Genomic DNA, 19629 nt, shown 5'->3' with positions numbered 1-19629 from the left:
CTTCGGTGATGCAGCCCGGTCACCGCCAAAACCGGAAGAGGTCCCAGAGGTCGTGGAACCAGCAGTGGAACCTGTCCGCGCCGCGCCTTCCATAGAACGGCCCAGGCCAGATCATCGACAGGCCCAGCAGAAACAACGCCGCGGCCGCGGCCATGAAGTGGACACTCAGCATTAACAAGGCCAAGCCCCAGAAAGCCACGGCAAGCAAGACCAAGCCCCACGTTAGCGAGTTTGGTTTGCGGTATTTATCGACCACGCTTGCTCTCCATATTGACGGCCCTGGCCTCAAGGCTGAAGACCGGCGGCCGATACGTCGATATGCCCGCTTGAGTTTCTGATATGCCCCCTAGGACACGCGCTTTATTCATCACCCTGCTCATGCTGGTAGTCGTCTATCTGATCGTTGAAGTCGACTGGGCGGCCCCAGCCAACCTCTACAGAGGTTATCGGCAAGCTCAGAAAATAATGGAGCCCGCCCACGCGAACGGCAAGCTCTTGAAGCAGCTAAAAGCTGAATTCGGCGACAACGTAAGCTTTGACTATGCCGTCGCTTTCGACCAGGCGGGCGCCGTTACCCGCACGTTGCACGTGACGCGCAGCTGCGGCGCCATGGACAACAAGCCGTTCGTGCTGGCGGTGGCGCGCCGGGTTCATGAGCAGGGTTTCGAATGGCCGGAGAAGATCGAGTACGAATATGCCTGTGAGCTGTCCAAGCCGCAGTCACTGGGCCTCGGCCCCCAGCTTTTCGGTAAGGCCCTGGACAGGCATCTGCGCGAACAAGCCGATTGCACGGACGCCCGGCTTGGCGCTTATTCACCGGGCCAGCCCTTCGCTGTGCAGTCGTTGTTCGTGCCCCACGGCAGCGCGGACATGCAGTTGTACGTTGGCGCCAGTGGCGACATAGAGAAGGTCCATCTGGTGGCCTGGGATCAATTCACGGAAAAGGAGCAGCAAATTCACGCGATGCTCTGCGCGACACAAGCATTGCTGCTTACCGTTCAACCCGAGGAGGACACGCAGGCGCTGCGCACTGAAATAGATCATGTGTGGCACACCGGCCAGAACGAAGTCACTGCCGTAGTTGGGCCTTACCAGGTAACGGCCAAGGGCGCGCCAATGGCGATGACGCTTTTGCCGAGGCAATAAGCGCATCAGGCGGCGTCGTTGCGCGCGCTTCAATTTGATATCCTCGCCGCTTGCTCCGGAGCTCCCCGCTGTGCGCCATCCTCGATCCTCCTTGCACCGCCGCTTGCTGACCATAGTGCTGGTCAGCACCCTTCCGGTCGCGCTCTGCGCCTGCATCGCGCTGCTGATGCTGTTGCGCAACGAGGAAAGCCAGGCGGTTTCCCGCGCGCTGGAAGCCAACCGCCAAACCGCTACCGCGCTGCAAGTCACGCTCAACCGTTCCTTTGCCGTCCTCGAGGCCGTGGCGCAGTCGCCGCTGCTCGATAGCGACGACCTGGCGCCTTATACCAACGTGCTGGAGCGGGTGCTGCCGTTGATGCCTGGGTGGCATGCGCTGTTGATCGCCTCGCCGGATGGCCGGGTGGTTTCGCGGGTGGCGCCAGGGGCCGGTGGGCCGCTTACCGGCCCGGTAGAGCCGCTGAGCTTTGCCCGCATGCTCGAACAGCCAGGGCCCATGGTCGGCCAGTTAGGCAAAGGCCCCTCGGGTACATGGGCGATACCGCTACGCGTGCCGGTAATGCGCGATGGCAAGCTCCGCTATGTACTCACCGCGCCCCTGCTGCCGGAAAGCGTTTCGCAAGTGCTTACGCTCTCGCAGTTGCCGAGCGGCTGGACAGTGGTGGTATTCGACAGTGCCGGCAAACGGATCGCACGCACGCCCTCGATAGGCCTCCCCGTGGGGGGGCAGGTGTCATCGCAGCTGACCGACCTGGTAAACGCCGGGGGCAACGAAGGCAGCGGCGTGACCACGACCGCGGATGGAAAGGAGGTCTACACGGCCTATATGCGCCTGCCAGGCATAGGCTGGACGGTGGCCACGGGCATTCCCACCGCCGAGGTCACCACCAAGGTGCACCGGGCGCTGGCGTTCTACGGCGGCGGCCTGGCACTGTCGTTGCTGTTCGCAAGCTTCGGGGCGCTGATTGCCGCGCGCCGTATCAGCGCGCCGATGCGTGAACTGCGTAACGCCGCGCTGGCGGTCGGCCGCGCGGAAGTTCCGGCGCTGCCCGACACGCGCATCGCCGAAATCCAAGAGGTCGCCGTGGCCCTGGGCCAATCGGCCAAGGCTTTGCGGGCCAGCGAAGAGGCCCGCAGCGAGGCCTTGGCCAAACTCGCCGCGGCCCACCAAGGCTTGGTCGAAGCCGACCGGCGCAAGGATGAATTCATCGCCACCCTTGCCCATGAACTACGCAACCCGTTGGTGCCAGTCGGCCAGGCCGCCGCCCTGCTCCGCGCATCCGCGGCTGGCGGCGCGCACACCGAGCACCACCTGGCGGTGATCGAGCGCCAGATGAGCCATATGAGCCGGCTGCTCGACGACCTGCTGGACGCCTCGCGCATAAGCTTCGGCAAGATCCACTTGCGCCTGGAGCACCTGGACCTGGTTGCCGTGCTACGCGATGCACTGGACTTCGTCTCGGCGCGGGCGCGGGACAAGCACCTGGAGGTTCGCGCCTCGCTGCCCACCGCCCCGCTCTTCGTGGACGGTGACGGGCTGCGCCTGCAGCAGTTGTTCGTCAACCTGCTGGATAACGCCGTCAAGTACACCCCCGCCTTGGGGCATATCACCGTGGCGCTGCGCCGGTTGGGCGCCGGGGTGGAAATTGAAGTGGCGGACGACGGCATCGGCCTGGCGCCGGAGCAGATGGAGGACATCTTCCGGATGTTCGCGCGGGTCGCTAGCCCCGGCGTGGACGCGGGCGGCCTCGGGGTGGGCCTGGCCCTGGCCAAGAGCCTGGTCGAGTTGCATCAAGGCGAGCTGCGCGTCAGTAGCCCCGGGCTCGGCCAAGGCAGCCGCTTCACCGTGACCCTGGCCCTGGCAGCCGACCAGGTGCCCCCTGCGCCACCACCCGTGGCCACCGCTGCGGCCGAGGGCATGCCACGCCGCGTACTGGTGGCCGACGACAACGGCGACATCGCTTTTACCTTGCAGGCGCTATTGGAGCTGGAGGGCCATCAGGTGCGGCTGGCCGCCGATGGCGAACAGGCCGTGGCCCGGTGCCGCGAGGACATGCCCGAAGTGGCCATACTCGACATCGGCATGCCGCACATGGACGGCTACCAGGCCACCCGCGCGATCCGCGCGCTGCCGGGTGGCGATGCGGTTTTCTTGATCGCCGTGTCTGGCTGGGGCCATGCCGAAGACATTCGCAAGGCCTTGGATGCAGGCTTCGATACGCACCTCACCAAACCCGCGGACATCGACGAACTACTGGGGCTGGTGGCCCGCGCCAGTACCCACCGGTGCCAAACCTGAACCTGGCCAGCGCCTACGCTTCGGAGCGCCCGGTGGACGCCCGATTGTGCTCATACCGCCGGGCGAGCGGAAACGCCGGCAACCAGCCCTCCCGGCGCACCGTCCAGCTTTCGTAGGTTGGTGCAAACTGATCCGGCGCATCCAGCGTGCCCAGGGCGATTTCGATCTCGTCCTCACTGCGGGCAAACACCGACGAGCCGCAGCGCGGGCAAAAACAACGCCCTTCGTATTCACGCGTCTCGCCCTCGAGAGTGACTGCATCCTGGGGGAAGATCGCAAACGCATGGAACAGCGCGCCATGGTGCTTGCGGCAGTCCAGGCAGTGGCAAAGCCCAACGCGATACGGGCGCCCTACCGCCACGATGCGCACATCGCCGCACAAGCAACCACCGGTGATTGGGTTCATAGGGGGCCTCGCTGGGTCGTTTTCTGGGGTGGTGTGAGCTTAGCCGGTGCGCAGGGGGTTTGGGCTCGGTTACCCAACCTTGGGAGTGCATGCCCCTCTCCCGGGCCCCACCCCAATGAACTTACGGGTATAGTCTTTTATCCACGGGCGATCGCGGCCTAGGTAGCTCTTAGCCATTCTGACTAACCATTCATGGATCAAAACGACTTCCCATCACCCCAGGACTGGATCGCTCGAGATGCCGCACCAGGACGGATAGAGCGAATCGAGGCATGGTTCAGTGGGCATGGCTACGACCCGCACCGCCATGATACGTACTCCATTGGCCGCACAATATCGGGCATACAGAGCTTCCACTACAGAGGCACTCTGCGCCACGGTATACCTGGGAATACGTTAGTGCTGCATCCGGACGAGCTGCATGACGGCATGGCTGGGACCGAAGCGGGCTTCAGATATCGCATGGCCTATGTGGACCCTGCCATGATCCAGCAAGTCCTTGGTGGAGAATCACTGCCCTATGTCGCTGGCGGGCTGTCCAACGACTTGCGCTTATATAACGCCAGCCAACCTTTCATGCAGGCATTGGACCATCCACTCGACCCGCTGGAAGAGCAGGACGCTTTGTTCGAACTCGCCATGGCGCTGCGGGCGGTCGCGGGGAAGCCGCGCGGGCGGAAGCGGGTGGACTACCAAGCGGCCCTGCGGGCACGGGACTTCATCATTGCTAATCTTCAGAGCGGGATTACCCTGGAGATGCTTGAACACGCTAGCGGCCGAGAGCGGTGGAGCCTTTCGCGAGACTTCAGGGCGTTGTTTGGCACGAGCCCCTATCGTTTTGTAACCCTGCGGCGCCTGGATCTTTTTCGCACGCTGATCCTCGATCAATTCACCCTCGTAGACGCCGCGCTGGCGGCAGGCTTTCATGACCAGAGCCACGTGACTCGGCATTTCAGCGCTTGTTACGGGGTGTCTCCGCTGCGCTGGCTGGAGCGTATTCGAGCCCCGCGTGAAGTTGCAGGATCGTACAAGCCCGTACTCACACCAATTCGTTAGGCTGTTATCTCCCCCCTGTTTGGAGAGCTCGACATGCCAACTACTCAGCAACAAGCAAGCATGCATGCCGTCAACCTGGCCCAGAAGGCTTCACTCATTGATCAGCACTGGAGCCCGCGAGTTGTTGCCGAAATGAACGACTACCAATTCAAGGTGGTGCGCATCGAGGGGGAATTCATTTGGCACTCCCATCCGGAAACCGATGAAGCGTTTTTCGTTATAGAGGGAAAACTTCGTATCGATTTGCCCCAAGGCAGCATATACGTCGCCCCGGGCGAGCTTTATGTGGTGCCGCGCGGCGTCGCGCACAGAACAGCTGCCGAAGGCGAAGCCAAACTGATGATTATCGAGCCTGGCGGAATATTGAATACCGGTCATGAGGGTGGTGAGCGCACGGCCGATAATGACGTCTGGATCTAGACGAGGGGCGTTACCCGACCCCGGTTGAGCTGCCCCCTGCGCGCCAACCGGGCGACGCTGCCCCCTCTGCAGCGAAGGCAAACGGCACGAACTTGCGCCCAATCGCTACAGCGGTTGGGCACAATCGGCGTGATAGCTGCAGACCCCCAGGCAATCGCGCCTATCTCCTGCGCAGCCGACTTTAAGGCATCAAAACCCGACACCAGGAGGCTGTTTAAAGACCTTCCGGGCAAATACATCGCGTATCACGCGCCCAAACGCTCATCTTGCGAGCCCTGTCACCGGGCGGCACCTATTACCTGCCCTAACAGCTGCACGCGGCACCCGAACAATTCTCGCGGGGTTACGCCGACGCCCAACGGCTGTTCGCCCTCAAAGCGCAACGGGACCCCGGCAACCGCCTTCGGAACACGCTGTGGAACAAGTACTACCCGGGTTAGCGCGGCCGAGCGCCCCCGATGCGCCGCCTTCGACCGAACGACCCTATTCTTCGCCGCAGCTGGCTGGGCCCAGCCTGCCTCGGTAGCCGACGATAAGGCCAATCAGCGGCATCGCGATCTCGATGTCGAAGCAGAAATACCCGTCCTGCTCGGTCTCGAAACTTCGCCCGGCGGGCAACAGACAACGCGGCATGGGTACGCCCAGGAGCGACCAGCGCCGGGGCACCAGGTATAGCCGGTCACCCTCGATCACCAGGGCGAGCGCGAAGGACGCGATGCCGAACCGCTCAATCAGAAGGTGCTCATTCTTGCCGGTGCCCGCGGATTGCACTGACGTGAACCGCTTGCCATCGAAGCTCCGCGTCCAGCGCTCCACGCCCGCCTCTGGCGAGAAAGTGACCGTCACCGGCACCTGGGCCGCAGCCTTCGGAAAGCCAATGATCGCCGCCACCATCGCGGCGATCGGGTTTTGACCGCGGCGCACCTGCGCCAGGCCAGTCCAGCGCCGGGCGCGGGTATTGCCGTGCAGTTCCTGAAGACGGGTGGGAAGCGCGCTGAACGCGGCCCCTAGGATGTTTCGATAAAGCGGCCCATTCGCCTCGCCGTCTCGAAACCCGGTGAAGATCTGCCGCCCCTTGAACAGCGCAGCGTAGTCCTCCAGCTCAAGTGCTCCAACGGCTGGCCTCGCTCCAGCCGAGGGACGCTCACCGGCCAATAGCTTGCGGATAAGCGCCTCGATTGCCATCGACGGGATGTAAGGGCCGTCGTCTCCCTCGGCGAGCAGATGCCAGCTTCGCTCGGTGGTCCTGCCGCTGGCATGCCCTTGCGCACGAATCACCATGCCGCCACGGTGCTCGCCGAAGCGCATGCGATTGAGTACCGCATAGAAGAGCGGGGAGAACGGCTCGAACGAAGGCAGTTTGAACCTGGCGCGCGCTTTCGCCAGCAGGTTAAGAACCCGGTGCAGCGCTTCCGGAACTGGCCCGGCGCCCATCCAGATATCGGTCAACGCGGGATGTTCGGGTGCAATGACTTGCAGGTCCGGCACGTCGACCAAGGAAAAATGAATGTTGCGCAGCGGCATCCGGCCCGGAACCGCGACGGTAAAGCGCTTGCTTTCGGCCAACCCGATGCCGTGGGCGTCGATGCCATGACGGCGCAATTTCACCGGCGCGCCGGCATAACCCACCACGGCCCGCATCACATTGAGGCCGATGCCGGCATAAGGCGAAGGGGCGATGCCGCCCTCCACCGAGGTGATGGTCATGGTCTTGGCCATCTCTCGCAACACCGCCGCCGTCAGCACCGGAAAGCTGCTGACGCCGGACAGCACGAACACGCCGGCCGCCTTTGCCTCGGCATCGAACCGAGACACGCCGAACACGAAATCGGCGGCATCGGCGAAGTCCAGATAATCCACGCCTGCACTGATGCAGGCCGAGATGACCCGATAGCGGTCGGTGCCGTATGCCTGGAACGGGCCGGACGCATCGACCACCAGATCGGGTCGCTGCGCCCCAAGCCCCGCTACGATATCGGCACGGTCGAGCGCCACAGGGCTGACCTGGGCCTGCCCTCGGTAACCTGTGCAGAACGCTTCGGCGCGATCATAGTGGCGACCGCAGATAAGCAGATCGAGCTCCGGAACGTCGGCCAGAAGCTCCGCCAATCGGCTACCAAAAACGCCATAGCCGCCCAGTATCAAAACCTTCAAACGGCCCGCACCTGTTCTGCTCACTAGACCCTGTCCTTAGTGCTTACGCTTGCCCCTCGGGGGCGAAGTATCAAATCAATCCAGTCCCTGACCTGTTGGTGTCGGCCCGCGGCGGGGAATCTTTAGGCGGTTGCGGTTGTTTTTCGCAGATGGCTGTCGAGTGTTCGAACAGCAGTTGCCAAGCAGCAGCATTCCACACAACATGCAGCGCTCCAGGCCATGCGTTGCTGGCGCCCGCGACAGTTGCAGCGGCAACCGGGGCTCCAGGGCCGCCTGGCAAGCCATCCAATAGCCGTCGGCCAGCCCTCACCCTGCTTGCGCCAGTATTGAAGTGCACGTCATGCCCCTTCGCACCCCCGTTCGCAAACCGTTCCGGCAGGATCAAACGCCTCTGAGCGCCACGCCCGGCGCTCTTGCGCCGCGGCCGCGGAAAATGCGCCGCCCGGCGCCAGTGCTGCTGATCTGGCTGCTGGTCCCCATCGCTCTGCTCGGTTTGAACTGGCAAAAAGTGAGCTATTACCTACGCCCGGCGCCGGTCACATTGCCTGTGCCAGTCGCGTCCCCTCGCCTCGCCGATCAGTTGGAACAGCCGGCCAGGCCCTCTCCTGCGCAACCGGCGCGGTCAACCGCCAAGCCGCTGGCTGACTGCCTGGCCGGCGGTACCACCATTGATGACCACGTATTGCGCTGTCGCTTCGGCGAGGTGCCGCATACGAAGCCCGATGCCGAACCCGCTCGCGGCATGGTCTCGGCGGCCTATCTGGCCCAATACCGTGCGGAGCGTTCCCAGAGGTCAGCCGGCGCCGATGCTGCCCAAGGCGTAGGTTACGAGCAGTACTCGATACCCGGTTGGGACGGCACAGGCCGCTACCTGGCGAGCTGGCAGGTGAATGGCAACGACATCGACCACGCCAGCGTGTGCCTTAACTATCGCCGAGGCTCGATCGAGTATCGGGAATGCCGCAAAGCTGCCAAGCAATGGTTCAGAAACCAGTGCCGGCGGATAGAGGAAACCGATACGGCCGAAAGCCGCCGCTATTGTTCCGCCGCTTCATCGTTCAGCCCGATGGGATAAGCGCCATGTTCGGCGCTGGCCAGGGCAAGCTCGGCGTGGCCCTACGGCGTTGATTCCCCTTCCCCCTCGGCCTGCGCCTGGTATGCCCGCCGAGAGGCCTCGATGACGTGCCGGTGCTGCTCGGCCCACAGCCAAACACCGCAGAAAGCTTCTGCCAGGCTCATGCCCATTTCCGTAAGGCGGTACTCCACCCGTGGCGGAACGACTGGGTAGACCGTGCGCACCAGCAAGCCGTCCGCTTCCATCTGGCGCACGGTCTTGGTGAGCATTTTCTGGCTGACGCCACCCACCGCCGCGGCCAGTTGGGTGAAGCGCAGGCAGCCCCGCTCCGCCAACGCCTCGATCACCAACATGGTCCATTTATCGGCAATGCGGCCGATGATCTCGCGCACCAGTGCCTCCAGTTCCGGGTCGTTAGCATTCGCACCGTGGGGCCACTGGGGCGCGCGGGAGGCAGGTTGCAATGGGTGGGTCATGGGTCATGGTTTCCGTTGGGTAAGTAGAGCACTTTCCGGCGCCTACTTCCCGATGGCGCCCATGGGCCCTATGGTAGTTCAGACACGCCAAATGGCGTGGCAAATTCTGACTAAACAGGAGAGCACCATGCACACCACAGGTAATACGCTTCTGATCACCGGCGGCGGCAGCGGCATCGGGCGCGGCCTGGCCGAAGCCTTCCTGGCACTGGGTAACCAGGTCATCATCGCCGGGCGACGCGAAGCCCTGCTCAAGGAGGTGACCGAGGCCAACCCCGGCATGCGCTACGTGGTGCTGGACACCAGCGACGCTGCCGACATCAAGCGCGTCGCCAGCGACCTGATCGCCACCTACCCCAGCTTGAATGCGGTGATCCACAGCGCGGGCATCATGCGCCAGGAAGACCTGCGCGCCGGAGCGAGCGAGTTGGAAGCGACCGTGGGCACCAACCTGCTGGGGCCCATCCGCCTGGACGAAGCCCTGCTGTCGCATTTCCTCAAGCAGCCCCACGCGGCCATCGTCACCGTGAGCTCCGGCCTGGCATTCGTGCCGTTGGCCCTCACCCCGAGTTATAGCGCGACCAAGGCGGCGGTCCACTCTTACAGCCAAGCCCTGCGCTACCAGCTCAAGGGCACCTCGGTGAAGGTCCATGAACTGGCGCCACCCTACGTGCAGACCGAACTGATGGGCGAACACCAGGCCAACGACCCGCATGCCATGCCGCTGAAGGACTTTATCGAAGAGGTGATGGGGATCTTCCAGCACTCGCCGGAGGCCGAGGAAATTCTGGTAGAGCGGGTGAAGCCGCTGCGTTTTGCAGAGGCGAGCGGCGGTTACCAGGAGGTATTTACCGGTTTGAACGACCAGTTCTCGGCACGGGCGTAGCAACATGGCTCGCCCGGGCCCCTCCCCGAATGCGGAGCCAACCCTGGCGTCGCATACAGAGAGGGGCCCGGTAAGCGAGCTGCTACGCTATCCCCCTTCGGGCCCTGAAACCCTGCCTTACCGCCCCGGAGGAACCATGCCCAAGCTAGCCGCAAAAACCTGCCTGATCACCGGTGCCGCCCGTGGCATCGGCCTGGCCATCGCCACGCGCTTCATCGAGGAAGGCGCCGAGGTCATCCTCACCGACTTGGACGAGGTAGCCGGCGCCAACGCAGCGCGCGAACTCGGCGCACGCTTTATCCAGCTCGACGTCAGCCAGGAAAGCGACTGGCGGCGGCTGGCCGAGCAGGTGCCGGCCTTGGATGTGCTGGTGAACAACGCGGGCATCACCGGCCTGGAAAGCGGCACCACCCCGCAGGATCCCGAACACGCCACCCTGGAGGCCTGGCACGCGGTGCACCGGGTGAACCTGGACGGTACCTTCTTCGGCTGCCGCTATGCCATCGGCGCCATGAAGGCCAAGGGCACCGGCTCGATCATCAACCTCTCCTCGCGCTCCGCCCTGGTGGGCATCCCCGGCGCGGCCGCCTATGCCTCTTCGAAAGCCGCCATCCGCAACCACAGCAAAACCGTGGCGCTGTACTGCGCTCAGCAGGGCTGGGCCATCCGCTGCAACTCCATCCACCCCGGCGCCATCCTCACGCCCATGTGGGAAGCCATGCTCGGCGACGGCCCCGGCCGCGAAGCGCGCCTGGCCGCCCTCACCGCGCAAACACCGCTCAAACGCTTCGGTACTCCGGCCGAAGTGGCAGCCGTGGCGTTGCTGCTGGCCTCGGACGAGGCGGCGTATATGACAGGAGCAGAGTTGAACCTCGATGGCGGGCTGCTGGCGGGCTCGGCGGTGAGCCCCGGGGAATAGGCGGTCCGGTCAACGACTACGGCATGGGCTCAGCGCACGCTTACCGCCCTCAGAAAGCGCTGGGTGCGGGTGTTGGTCGGGGCGACCAGGATCTGCTCGGGCGTGCCGTCGGCGATGATCTTGCCGCCTTCCATGAACAGCACCCGGTCGGCCACGTCCCGAGCGAAGGTCATTTCGTGGGTAACTAGCAGCATGGTGGTCCGTTGCTCATCGGCGATGGCGCGGATCACCGCCAGCACCTCCCCTACCAGTTCCGGGTCCAGGGCGGAGGTCACCTCGTCGAACAGCAACACCTGCGGGTGCATCGCCAAGGCCCGGGCGATGGCTACCCGTTGCTGCTGCCCGCCTGACAGCTGCCCCGGATAGGCGTTGGCTTTGCCCACTAGGCCGACCTGGTCCAGGTAGCTCAGCGCCCTGGCACGGGCCTCTTCGGCGGTGAGCCTGAGCACCCGCAGGGGGGCCTCGGTGATGTTTTCCAGCACGGTGAGGTGAGGGAACAAGTTGAACTGCTGGAACACCATGCCTACCCGGTGAACGAAGGCAGGCCTGGGCGAGCCCGGCCAGCGCCAGCCACCACGCCTGGCCGGCACCGGCTCCCCCGCCACTTCGATGCTGCCGGCCTGGTAACGCTCCAGCCCTTTGATCAGCCGCAACACCGTGGACTTGCCCGAACCACTTGGGCCGATCAGCGCCACCTTCTGCCCCAGGGGTATGCTCAGGCTCAGCCGATCCAGCACCCGGGTGTTGCCGAATGCCTTGACCACATCCTTGAGCACGATGTGCGGCGTCGAGGGTACAGCCACTTCAGGCATGACGACGGTGCTCCAGGTATTTGAACGCCAGTGAGGTAGGCACACTGATCGCCAGGAACATCAGCGCCATCAGCGTGTAGGGTTCGGTGTAGCGGTAGCTCATCCCGGCCACCTGCTTGGCGGCCAGGAACAGCTCGGGAATGGTGATCACCGCCAGCAGCGGCGTTTCCTTGAACATGCCAATAAGGTAATTACCCAGCACCGGCAGCATCGGCTTGAGCGCCTGAGGCAGGATCAGCCGCCGCCACGTCACGCCGCGGCTGAAATCCAGGGCCTTGGCCGCTTCCCACTGCCCCGGAGGCACGTCGTCGATCGCGCCACGAAAGGCTTCGGCGATATAAGCACCGTAATAAAGGCCAAGGCCGATCACACCGGTCGCGATCGCCGGCAGGGTGAGCCCGGCCAGCGGGAGGGCGAAGAACAACAAGTACAGCTGGACCATCAGCGGCGTGCTGCGGAAAAAGCCCAGGTAGGCACGCACCGCCCGGTGCAGCGCCTTGCTGGGCGCACGCTCGGCCATGGCCATCAGCAAGCCGATGGCGACGGCCAGGGCAAACCCCAGCAGCACCACCTGAACGGTCACCAGAAGGCCACGCAGCAGGTCCGGAACAATCGACCATGCAAAGGCGAAATCAAAATCCATGGGTCACTCCTTGGGCCTGCGCCATGCCGTGAGGTGAGACTCGTAGCGGCGCACCAGCACGGTCAGCGGCCAGGCCATGGCGAAATAGCACAGCAGCACGAGGCTCCAGATCAGGGCCTGCTGGCCAAGGGTCGTGATCAGTTGGCCGCCCGCGAACGTCAGGTCGGTCAAGGTAATGAGGGACACCAGCGAGGTCGTTTTCATCAACTCCACCAACTGATTGCCCAAGGGTGGCAGCATCACCGGCAAGGCTTGGGGCAAGATGATCCGGCGCAGGCCCACCCCTGGCGGGAAGTCCAGCGCGCGCAGCGCATCACGCTGCCCCTGGCTGACGTTGACCAGCGCCGAGCGCACGATCTCGGACCCGTATGCGGAGAACGTCAGGCCCAAGCCGATCACCCCAGTGGCCATCGGCGACAAGGTGATATCGAACAGTGGCAGGATGAAATACAAGTAGAACAGCAGCACCAGGGCGGAAATCCCCCGCAGCACCTCAACGTACAGGGTGGCCGCCCAGCGCAGCGCCCGCCACGGCGACAAGCGCATGAGCGCGATCAGCAGGGCCATCACCAGCACCAGCGCCTCGGCGAGCACGGTGATCTCCAGGGTCACAGCCGCGCCCTTGGCAAGCTGGCCGCCAATGAACAGGGCGGCCGGCACGGCGGGCAGGTCAGCGAGCATGGTTGTACCTAGAGCGCGCAGCGTTGGTCGGCGGTGACGTCGGCGGGCGCCAGCTCGTTCTCGGTATACCCGTACTTCTCAAGGATCTTCAACAACTCGCCAGAGGCCCGCAACTTCGCCAACTGCTCGTTGAACGCCGCGATGAACGCCGGATCATTCTTCGGCAGGCCGTAGGCGTGGTAATTCCAGGAGGGCTTGCCCTGGGCGTCCGGGATCTGTTCGAAAGGCAGCGCGCGCTCGACCGAGGCGCTGCTGGCTTTCTTGATCAGGCTGATGACCTCGGCATCGGGGAAATACACCACGTCCACCCGGCCAGCCTCCAGCGCGGCCAGGGCTTCGGTGTCTTTGTCAAACAACGCCAAGTTGGCGCTGGCAATGCCGCTGGCCGTGGCCTCCTGCACCTGGTTGCTGCCCGGTTGGGTCGCCAGGCGCGCCTCAGGGTGGCTGGCCACATCCTTGAGGCTATGCAGGTTCAACGGGTTGCCGGCCTTGACGATGAAGGCCCCGCCGGAACGAGTGACCGGGTTGGAATAACCGATGACCTTGCAGCGCTGCGGGTTGATGAACAGGCCAGCCCCGATCAGATCGAAGCGTTTGGCCGCAAGGCCCGGCACCAGCGAGCCGAAATCGCTGATCGGGGTATCTACCTTGCTGATCCCAAGAGGCGCGAGCACCGCCTTGAGGATTTCGATGTTGGCGCCGGTGACCTGGCCGCTGGTGTCTAGGTAGGCATAGGGTTGCTCGTTGGCGATCCCGGCGGTCAAGCCGCTGGCACGGCCTTTTTCCAGCAGGCCCGCTGTGGCGGGCGCTGCCCCGAGCCCTGTGAGCAGCAATGCGGTGCCAAGAAGTGCGGGAAGGGACATAGCGTGGGTGCGTATCATGGAGAGGGCTCAGGATTGCCAAGGAAAAGGGGACGACCTGGCCGCCAGCGGTTAGCCTCAGCCCGGTGAATCATGGCTATATCTTGCTGAAATTAAGTTAGTTTCCTAAATATCGTAAAGGCATAAACATATGCACGCGGCGGTCCTTGGAATGGGGAGGGATTGCCCTATGCGCCGGTTGGCGGATGTGAGCGGGGCGGCAGGGGTTGCTGTGATTGAACGCGCGGCCGCAATGCGCGCTTCAGCCCCTGCACTCCTCACCTACGCTCTCTATCTCCGGGCGTCGCTGCCAATTCAGCGACCGGCTTGGCCGCCGAGGAACGTTAGGCGCAACAGCGCCCCTCCACCGCAGGCGCTACGGTGCTACCCCGCGCTGCGCCGTCTACGACATTTGATTGGGTCGGCGGCGCGGTTAGGGTCGGCTGCTTTCGACCGACATTGCCCCTTCTAAGACGCGGAGGTGAAGACTAGAGGCCGGTAGACCTGCAAGAAACGCTAACTAACTGGCGCTAGACAGATTTTCCAACCGAACCTCATGGCAATATCCATAAAGCAAAAAACAAAAACCACTGAAGCTGGATTCTCCAGGTCTTCTTGGTTACCCAACTCTCTTGACCGGCTGGGCCTCCGTTTACTTATCATTTTCTGCATCATTTAAATTCTTCAGTATCCTAACCTCCACTGAGCTCAACAAAAAAATTGCCATAGCCTTCCGAGAGCTCTCGATGATTACGAAGATTTAATTTTTCCGTTATTCGGTGAGCTGGAATTTCCCTTGCTTCCATTTTCTGATGCCACCGCTTTCCGTCGCCTTGATCAAATCTTCAAGCTGACCATAGAGCCATTGCTGCAGGATTTGTAGGCTTATAAAAATCCAATTGCTTCCGCGCCTTATTACGGCTTTTCAAAGAAAAAATATTCATTTTATTCCTATTTATCTATTTCACCAATGAGCTTGGCCGCTAACCATTCCTTTCGATTCGGAACCAAGTATTTGCGCCCCTCCTCCCGCTTGCGAGAGTTAACCTACAAATTTGATTGCAGGCGCCACCTTGCTAACGAAGACATCGGTAGGCGCGAGTGGCGTGATCTCAAAAAAATAGAGTAACGAGCATTCTCGCGGGCCCAATTCTCATCCGCGCGCAAACATATCGGAACCAGCTGGGTGAGGCAGTGAGTGATTGGCATGCACCGAAGTCAGGACACGCTAAGCGCCACTACCTTCGCACACGGCTATCAAGCCTAAAACTGTGGTGGGTGTGTTACCGATCTGAGTTCGCGTGCTAACAACCATGTCAGCGTCAGAATCGCCAACCAAATGGTATTTCTTCCCCCCACAGACCTTGGCGGCTTTTTGATTGATGTTCTCTAACATCCCAGCCCTGGAATTGAAGATGCTGCCATAGCTTTTGATCATGTATTGGTCTGGTGCAATGGCATCTGCGCCCGTAAAGGTGCACCCGGCCAGCGTTAACAGGATGCCGACAGTTATTAATTCTCTGCGCAAGATCACGATTCCTTGTTGGATTGATATTTAGGCTCTGTACGAAAAGCCGGCGAGCGACGGTCAGGCAAGGCAAAACCGGCGAGGAAGCGGGGTTTACTGATTGTAAATGAGCATTCCGAGCCGGCTTTAACGCAGCATGACCAAGCGCAGGCACTTTATACGGCCTAGGGTGGCGGCAACTTCAACAGAACAGCTACCCGATAACCGGATCGCCTCAGAGGGTAGTCGGCGGAGCGACACGTATCTTTAGAAAAATCGATGCAGCCACTCATGGAGTAGGCGTCCCCCTGCATGATCTTTAGCCTGGCCCGGCTGTTCTCGGAGACCCCGCCATGTATCTCAATGTACCCACTCCCCCACACGCTATCCGGGGATACAAGGTGCAGGCTTCCCGGACACATGGGAGATACACCACAAGTTTGAAATGAGCACCGCACCGCAGTCGCTACGCCCTTTCCGGTACCTTAGTTGGAGAACGCCCATGCTTCGTTTCAATGCACGTTACACCTTCAGCCGTGGCGCTACGCTTGCGGCTGCCATCGCACTCGCTTCCTTCGCCGGCCTTACCCAGGCTGAAACCGCACCGCAAACAGCCCCCGCAAACAGCTGGCAAACAGGCCTGCATCGCACGGATCTACTACGCCATGATCTCGGCGCTGACCGGGAAGTGCTCCAAGTTCGGGTTGATTTCGACCCCGGAGTCGCGGCACCCAAGCATTCGCACCCTGGCGTGGAAGTCGCTTACGTGATCAGCGGCACCTTTACCTATGAACTGGAAGGACAGCCAGCGGTAACGCTCAAAGCAGGGGACTCACTGTACATACCAGAGGGCACCGCACATATCGCGAAGAACATCGGGGCCACCACTGGCTCGGAACTGGCAACCTACATCGTGAAAAAAGAAGCGCCGCTGGTGATACTGGCGAAGTAAACGGCGGCGTTTCGACGGCCGCCCCTACCCCTTCACCGCCTCCAACGGCGCGCAACGCAAGCAGTCGCGCCCGGCATGCTTGGCTGCATACAGCGCGCTGTCCGCGCTGGCGATCAGGGCATCGGCGCTGGTGTGGGGCGCGATTGCCGCGGCCAGGCCCAGGCTGATGGTGACGCAAGCGCCCTCGCCCAAGACCGGGTGCGGCACCGCCAGCGCTGTCACCGCCTGGCGCAGTTCTTCGGCGAGCGCCCCGGCGCGGCGGGTATCGGCATTGGTCAGCAAAATCAGCATCTCTTCACCGCCGAAGCGAAACGCCAGGGCGCCGCGTTTTTGCGCGGCCTGCTGAACCACCCGGCTCAACTGCTTCAAGCATTGATCCCCCTGCAGGTGGCCATAGCTGTCGTTGTAGGCCTTGAAGTGGTCGATATCGAGCAGGATGACCGCCACGCGCGTCGGCGAGCCTGCGGCGCCGTCCCAGATCAAGGCCATGACCTCGCCTTGATAACGCCTGTTGAACAGCTGGGTCAGGGCGTCGGTGCGGGCGATCTCGGTCAGCTGCACGTGCAAAAGGCGCCCGCGCAGGGCGAACAGGTAACTCAGGCGGGTGCCCCGCTCCAGGAAGTAAGACGCCATCAGCAGCAGCGCCACCGCGGATGCATAGAACATGGCATTGGCCTGCCAGGCCAGGACGTCTGCGAACTCGGCGATGTAGGTGGTCACAAGCTGGATGACCAACATGCTCATCATGGCCGCCGCTGCGAAACCCAGAGGGAGCTGCTGAATCATCGTGCAGTAGACCATGATCAGCAGCATGCCCAGCTGGTAATGCAGCTGATACGGGCTGTCGCTGTAGATCATCACTATCAGCGGCATCACCGAGCACAGCACGGTCGCCGCCGCCGCGATCGCCTCCAATGCCCACCGCGATGTCACGCGCCGGCCCAATGCCAGAGCGCCGATGAACATCGGGGTGATCAGACACAGACGGCCCAGCGCTACGTAGACGAACATGTCGCGCAGCATCAACCAGTCGCTGATCAAGAACAGGTTATAAACCAGCCCCCCGCCGATACCGACCGTGGTGATGAAAGCGAGCCGCTGCTGGTGAGTGTCCGCCTGGTAACGGCGCTCAAGGTCGCCGCCAAAACGCAGCGTGCGCGCGCCGGAGGCAATCGTTCGCTCGACCTCGGCAAGCGTTTGCGGGTCGTCGGGGCGGGGGCGATCGATATCGGGAGCAAGCATGCGGCACCGGGCGATAAGTCACGAAACGAGAGACGGAAACGGATGATGCGGTGCACCATCCTTTCCGGGGAGCGCCCCGCTTCCGAGGCAACCCGCCCCTGTATCGGCCGCGGCGCGGCGAATTTGGCACCGCTGGTCGAGGGGCACACCTTCTTTCGGTGAATTGGCTGCGCTGCTGCCGGTGCGCAAGCGCATCGATTATCCAAAGCGGGCTGGCAATACTCGTTTGGCAGCGCTTTGATAAACAAGGCAGTGTCCGCAGGGAGGTGCGCGCCATGAGCACATTTACCGTCCGCACGATGACAGCCCATGATGGCGAGGCGTTGCTGACCTTCGAAACCTATAACCACCTATGGTTTGAATCCCACATCGACGCGCGCCCGCAGTCTTTCTATTCGATACCCGGCGTGACAGACCATATCGAGGGCTACTTGTCGGCTTTCGCCAACGGCGCCTGGCATCCCTTTGTTATCGAACATTCAAACGCAGCCATCGTGGGCCGGGCCAATCTGAAAAATATCAACGCGCCGAAGGGCTCAGCACAAGTGGGCTACCGGATCGACCAACGCTACTGCGGACAGGGGCTGGCCACGCTGGCGCTGCAACGTTTGATCCACGAAGCGAAAGCCCGCTGGGGCCTCACGCAACTTTGCGCGCATGTCTACACCACCAATATCGGCTCGAGAAAGGTGCTTGAGCGGTGCGGGTTCCGGGCAGACACCGCGGCTATGGACCTGAGCACGAACGAACGTCGCCTCCTCCTCTCGATCTGACCTCAAGCTCGCATCACCGGGCTGCGCTTCAGGAGCCCTCATCCACCAGCGCCTGGCCGCCTTCGCGGCACGCCGCCAATAGTTCTTGAGCCAGTTCGGGGTCATCCAACGCCCTGGCGATGGCCACGCCGCCGATAAGCGTCGCTGCCAGCTGAAACGCCCGCTCACGCACCCTTGGCGATGCGCCTGCCAGGCCGGCTTGCAGGCGCTTCACGAAGGCCTCGAAAGTGCGGGTATAACTGCGCCGGATCTTCTGTTCACGATGGGTGACATCGGTTGCCATGAACGCAAGGGGGCAGCGTAAATTCTCCCCTTCGCAATGGCTGACGCGCAGATAGTGTTCCACCAACAGCGCCAGGCCGGCATCGCCCAGCGTGTCGAGGTAAGCGCTGCCCGCTTTGCCGGCATGGATGATGGCTTCGCCATACAGCTCGGTCTTGGTGCGAAAGTGATGATAGAACGCGCCTCGGGTAAGCCCGGCGTCGGCCATCAGGTCATCCAGGCTGATCGCATCGAAACCGTGCAAGGCAAACAGCCGCGCCGCGCTGTCCAGGATGCGCTGCCGGGTGTGGTCACGTTGCTCTTCGGGCCAGGGCATAACGTTCCTCAGATTATGTTCTTGAACATACGGTGATTGTTGCCAGCATGCAGGCTTCTTACAAGGAGAAGTATGGATGGCTCTACACATCGTTGGCCCAGGCTTCAGCTCCCTGGTGCGCACCGTGCGCCTTTACTGCCTGGAGAAAGGGCTCGAGGCAACCTACGGCATGTCTGCCTATGGGCAGCCCATAGCGCTGCACGGCGAAGCGCACCGCGCCCTGCACCCCTTTGGCCAGGTTCCGGTGCTGATCCATGGCGAGCGGCGCGTCTTCGAGACACTCGCGATCTGCCGCTATCTGGACCGGGCATTTCCTCCGGCGCCGCCCGAGGCCGCCGAGGACCCAGCGCCCTTGGTAGACCAATGGGCCAGCGCCTTGGCCACCGGGGTGGACAGCTGCCTGGTGCGTCATTACCTGCTCAAGGTGGCGGGCCCACGACCCGATAAAACCCTCAGCGAGGCTGCCCTCGCCCACGCGCAAAGCCGCGTTGAAGCCACCCTCGGCATCTTGCAGGCCCAGCTAGGTGCGCAGGCGTTTCTCTGCGGGGCTCGCTTCAGCCTGGCCGATGCCCTGCTGGCACCGATGTTGGACTACCTGCAGCGGATGCCAGGCCAAGGCTGGCTGGCGCCGGGCCAGCCGCTTGCCGTCTACCTGGAGCGCCTGCGGCAACGGCCCTCTGGCCAGGCCGTGCTGAAAGCGCCGGATTTCTCCGAACTGTCGGGCTGA

The 19629-nt window shown here is 62.7% G+C and carries 21 protein-coding genes; 10 read left to right on the top strand and 11 right to left on the bottom strand.

The window, feature by feature from the left end; genetic code table 11:
* Positions 1 to 19 precede the first annotated feature (19 nt).
* Positions 20 to 256 (bottom strand): hypothetical protein, encoded by a 237-nt coding sequence (locus OGL93_RS08765; protein ID WP_263262216.1) that lies wholly within the window; start codon positions 254 to 256, stop codon positions 20 to 22.
* An 83-nt stretch (positions 257 to 339) separates the two neighbouring features.
* Here OGL93_RS08765 and OGL93_RS08760 point away from each other — a divergent pair, with 83 nt between their 5' ends.
* Both OGL93_RS08760 and OGL93_RS08755 read left to right on the top strand, forming a co-directional pair.
* Positions 340 to 1146 carry a hypothetical protein gene (locus OGL93_RS08760; protein ID WP_263262214.1) on the top strand — a complete coding sequence of 269 codons (807 nt, stop codon included), beginning with the start codon at positions 340 to 342 and terminating at the stop codon, positions 1144 to 1146.
* Positions 1147 to 1216: 70 nt separating this feature from the next.
* A complete protein-coding gene (locus OGL93_RS08755) occupies positions 1217 to 3442 on the top strand; it encodes an ATP-binding protein (RefSeq protein WP_263262213.1) in 2226 nt (741 codons plus the stop codon).
* A gap of 13 nt (positions 3443 to 3455) precedes the next feature.
* On the opposite strand, the gene OGL93_RS08750 is transcribed toward OGL93_RS08755, so the two are convergent.
* Positions 3456 to 3848 (bottom strand): GFA family protein, encoded by a 393-nt coding sequence (locus OGL93_RS08750; RefSeq protein ID WP_263262211.1) that lies wholly within the window; start codon positions 3846 to 3848, stop codon positions 3456 to 3458.
* Positions 3849 to 4040: 192 nt separating this feature from the next.
* Here OGL93_RS08750 and OGL93_RS08745 point away from each other — a divergent pair, with 192 nt between their 5' ends.
* Together OGL93_RS08745 and OGL93_RS08740 are read left to right on the top strand one after the other, a co-directional pair.
* Positions 4041 to 4904 carry an AraC family transcriptional regulator gene (locus OGL93_RS08745; RefSeq protein ID WP_263262209.1) on the top strand — a complete coding sequence of 288 codons (864 nt, stop codon included), beginning with the start codon at positions 4041 to 4043 and terminating at the stop codon, positions 4902 to 4904.
* Positions 4905 to 4937: 33 nt separating this feature from the next.
* Positions 4938 to 5324 carry a cupin domain-containing protein gene (locus OGL93_RS08740; protein WP_263262207.1) on the top strand — a complete coding sequence of 129 codons (387 nt, stop codon included), beginning with the start codon at positions 4938 to 4940 and terminating at the stop codon, positions 5322 to 5324.
* 483 nt (positions 5325 to 5807) lie between these two features.
* Here the strand turns inward: OGL93_RS08740 and OGL93_RS08735 are convergent, their stop codons facing one another.
* The gene (locus tag OGL93_RS08735; protein WP_263262205.1) at positions 5808 to 7502 is read right to left on the bottom strand and encodes an SDR family oxidoreductase; all 1695 of its coding nucleotides are present in this window, start codon (positions 7500 to 7502) and stop codon (positions 5808 to 5810) included.
* A 316-nt stretch (positions 7503 to 7818) separates the two neighbouring features.
* On the opposite strand from OGL93_RS08735, the gene OGL93_RS08730 reads away from it, so the two are divergent.
* Entirely contained in the window at positions 7819 to 8553 is a 735-nt protein-coding gene (locus OGL93_RS08730; RefSeq protein WP_263262204.1) for a hypothetical protein, read from the top strand.
* A 41-nt stretch (positions 8554 to 8594) separates the two neighbouring features.
* On the opposite strand, the gene OGL93_RS08725 is transcribed toward OGL93_RS08730, so the two are convergent.
* Entirely contained in the window at positions 8595 to 9029 is a 435-nt protein-coding gene (locus tag OGL93_RS08725) for a helix-turn-helix domain-containing protein (RefSeq protein WP_263262202.1), read from the bottom strand.
* A 127-nt stretch (positions 9030 to 9156) separates the two neighbouring features.
* Between OGL93_RS08725 and OGL93_RS08720 the strand changes: the two genes are divergently transcribed.
* Both OGL93_RS08720 and OGL93_RS08715 read left to right on the top strand, forming a co-directional pair.
* Entirely contained in the window at positions 9157 to 9915 is a 759-nt protein-coding gene (locus tag OGL93_RS08720) for an SDR family oxidoreductase (protein WP_263262200.1), read from the top strand.
* Positions 9916 to 10051: 136 nt separating this feature from the next.
* Complete coding sequence (locus tag OGL93_RS08715) at positions 10052 to 10834, top strand: SDR family oxidoreductase (protein WP_263262199.1); 783 nt, start codon at positions 10052 to 10054, stop codon at positions 10832 to 10834.
* Between the two features lie 29 nt (positions 10835 to 10863).
* Here OGL93_RS08715 and OGL93_RS08710 read toward each other — a convergent pair whose 3' ends face one another.
* The 5 genes from OGL93_RS08710 to OGL93_RS08690 form a co-directional block, all read right to left on the bottom strand.
* Positions 10864 to 11646 (bottom strand): amino acid ABC transporter ATP-binding protein, encoded by a 783-nt coding sequence (locus OGL93_RS08710; RefSeq protein WP_263262198.1) that lies wholly within the window; start codon positions 11644 to 11646, stop codon positions 10864 to 10866.
* Positions 11639 to 12289, bottom strand: coding sequence for an ectoine/hydroxyectoine ABC transporter permease subunit EhuD (gene ehuD / locus OGL93_RS08705; protein ID WP_263262197.1), 651 nt, complete (start codon positions 12287 to 12289; stop codon positions 11639 to 11641). The genes OGL93_RS08710 and ehuD overlap by 8 nt, the downstream gene beginning before the upstream one ends.
* 3 nt (positions 12290 to 12292) lie before the next feature.
* A complete protein-coding gene (gene ehuC, locus OGL93_RS08700; protein WP_263262196.1) occupies positions 12293 to 12970 on the bottom strand; it encodes an ectoine/hydroxyectoine ABC transporter permease subunit EhuC in 678 nt (225 codons plus the stop codon).
* A gap of 8 nt (positions 12971 to 12978) precedes the next feature.
* Positions 12979 to 13851, bottom strand: a complete 873-nt coding sequence (gene ehuB, locus OGL93_RS08695) for an ectoine/hydroxyectoine ABC transporter substrate-binding protein EhuB (RefSeq protein WP_346659637.1) — start codon at positions 13849 to 13851, stop codon at positions 12979 to 12981.
* 1207 nt (positions 13852 to 15058) lie between these two features.
* Entirely contained in the window at positions 15059 to 15358 is a 300-nt protein-coding gene (locus tag OGL93_RS08690) for a hypothetical protein (RefSeq protein ID WP_263262193.1), read from the bottom strand.
* Positions 15359 to 15839: 481 nt separating this feature from the next.
* On the opposite strand from OGL93_RS08690, the gene OGL93_RS08685 reads away from it, so the two are divergent.
* On the top strand, positions 15840 to 16289 hold the full coding sequence (locus tag OGL93_RS08685) for a cupin domain-containing protein (protein WP_263262192.1): 450 nt from the start codon (positions 15840 to 15842) through the stop codon (positions 16287 to 16289).
* 24 nt (positions 16290 to 16313) lie between these two features.
* Here OGL93_RS08685 and OGL93_RS08680 read toward each other — a convergent pair whose 3' ends face one another.
* Positions 16314 to 17531 carry a GGDEF domain-containing protein gene (locus OGL93_RS08680; RefSeq protein ID WP_263262190.1) on the bottom strand — a complete coding sequence of 406 codons (1218 nt, stop codon included), beginning with the start codon at positions 17529 to 17531 and terminating at the stop codon, positions 16314 to 16316.
* A gap of 275 nt (positions 17532 to 17806) precedes the next feature.
* Between OGL93_RS08680 and OGL93_RS08675 the strand changes: the two genes are divergently transcribed.
* Positions 17807 to 18304 (top strand): GNAT family N-acetyltransferase, encoded by a 498-nt coding sequence (locus OGL93_RS08675; RefSeq protein ID WP_263262188.1) that lies wholly within the window; start codon positions 17807 to 17809, stop codon positions 18302 to 18304.
* Between the two features lie 28 nt (positions 18305 to 18332).
* On the opposite strand, the gene OGL93_RS08670 is transcribed toward OGL93_RS08675, so the two are convergent.
* Complete coding sequence (locus OGL93_RS08670) at positions 18333 to 18902, bottom strand: TetR/AcrR family transcriptional regulator (RefSeq protein WP_263262186.1); 570 nt, start codon at positions 18900 to 18902, stop codon at positions 18333 to 18335.
* A 76-nt stretch (positions 18903 to 18978) separates the two neighbouring features.
* Here OGL93_RS08670 and OGL93_RS08665 point away from each other — a divergent pair, with 76 nt between their 5' ends.
* Complete coding sequence (locus OGL93_RS08665) at positions 18979 to 19629, top strand: glutathione S-transferase family protein (protein WP_263262184.1); 651 nt, start codon at positions 18979 to 18981, stop codon at positions 19627 to 19629.

It is taken from the genome of Pseudomonas sp. RIT-PI-S (assembly GCF_025642975.1).
Classification (GTDB): domain Bacteria; phylum Pseudomonadota; class Gammaproteobacteria; order Pseudomonadales; family Pseudomonadaceae; genus Aquipseudomonas.
This window is presented reverse-complemented; position numbering and strand designations above follow the sequence as displayed.

Bases quoted from the DNA above. Each gene is read 5' to 3' on its own strand.
- OGL93_RS08760 (WP_263262214.1), top strand. From the start codon at position 340: ATGCCCCCTAGGACACGCGCTTTATTCATCACCCTGCTCATGCTGGTA.
- OGL93_RS08750 (WP_263262211.1), bottom strand. From the start codon at position 3,848: ATGAACCCAATCACCGGTGGTTGCTTGTGCGGCGATGTGCGCATCGTG.
- OGL93_RS08745 (WP_263262209.1), top strand. From the start codon at position 4,041: ATGGATCAAAACGACTTCCCATCACCCCAGGACTGGATCGCTCGAGAT.
- OGL93_RS08740 (WP_263262207.1), top strand. From the start codon at position 4,938: ATGCCAACTACTCAGCAACAAGCAAGCATGCATGCCGTCAACCTGGCC.
- OGL93_RS08730 (WP_263262204.1), top strand. From the start codon at position 7,819: ATGCCCCTTCGCACCCCCGTTCGCAAACCGTTCCGGCAGGATCAAACG.
- OGL93_RS08725 (WP_263262202.1), bottom strand. From the start codon at position 9,029: ATGACCCACCCATTGCAACCTGCCTCCCGCGCGCCCCAGTGGCCCCAC.
- OGL93_RS08720 (WP_263262200.1), top strand. From the start codon at position 9,157: ATGCACACCACAGGTAATACGCTTCTGATCACCGGCGGCGGCAGCGGC.
- OGL93_RS08715 (WP_263262199.1), top strand. From the start codon at position 10,052: ATGCCCAAGCTAGCCGCAAAAACCTGCCTGATCACCGGTGCCGCCCGT.
- OGL93_RS08710 (WP_263262198.1), bottom strand. From the start codon at position 11,646: ATGCCTGAAGTGGCTGTACCCTCGACGCCGCACATCGTGCTCAAGGAT.
- ehuD (WP_263262197.1), bottom strand. From the start codon at position 12,289: ATGGATTTTGATTTCGCCTTTGCATGGTCGATTGTTCCGGACCTGCTG.
- ehuC (WP_263262196.1), bottom strand. From the start codon at position 12,970: ATGCTCGCTGACCTGCCCGCCGTGCCGGCCGCCCTGTTCATTGGCGGC.
- ehuB (WP_346659637.1), bottom strand. From the start codon at position 13,851: ATGATACGCACCCACGCTATGTCCCTTCCCGCACTTCTTGGCACCGCA.
- OGL93_RS08685 (WP_263262192.1), top strand. From the start codon at position 15,840: ATGCTTCGTTTCAATGCACGTTACACCTTCAGCCGTGGCGCTACGCTT.
- OGL93_RS08680 (WP_263262190.1), bottom strand. From the start codon at position 17,531: ATGCTTGCTCCCGATATCGATCGCCCCCGCCCCGACGACCCGCAAACG.
- OGL93_RS08675 (WP_263262188.1), top strand. From the start codon at position 17,807: ATGAGCACATTTACCGTCCGCACGATGACAGCCCATGATGGCGAGGCG.
- OGL93_RS08670 (WP_263262186.1), bottom strand. From the start codon at position 18,902: ATGCCCTGGCCCGAAGAGCAACGTGACCACACCCGGCAGCGCATCCTG.
- OGL93_RS08665 (WP_263262184.1), top strand. From the start codon at position 18,979: ATGGCTCTACACATCGTTGGCCCAGGCTTCAGCTCCCTGGTGCGCACC.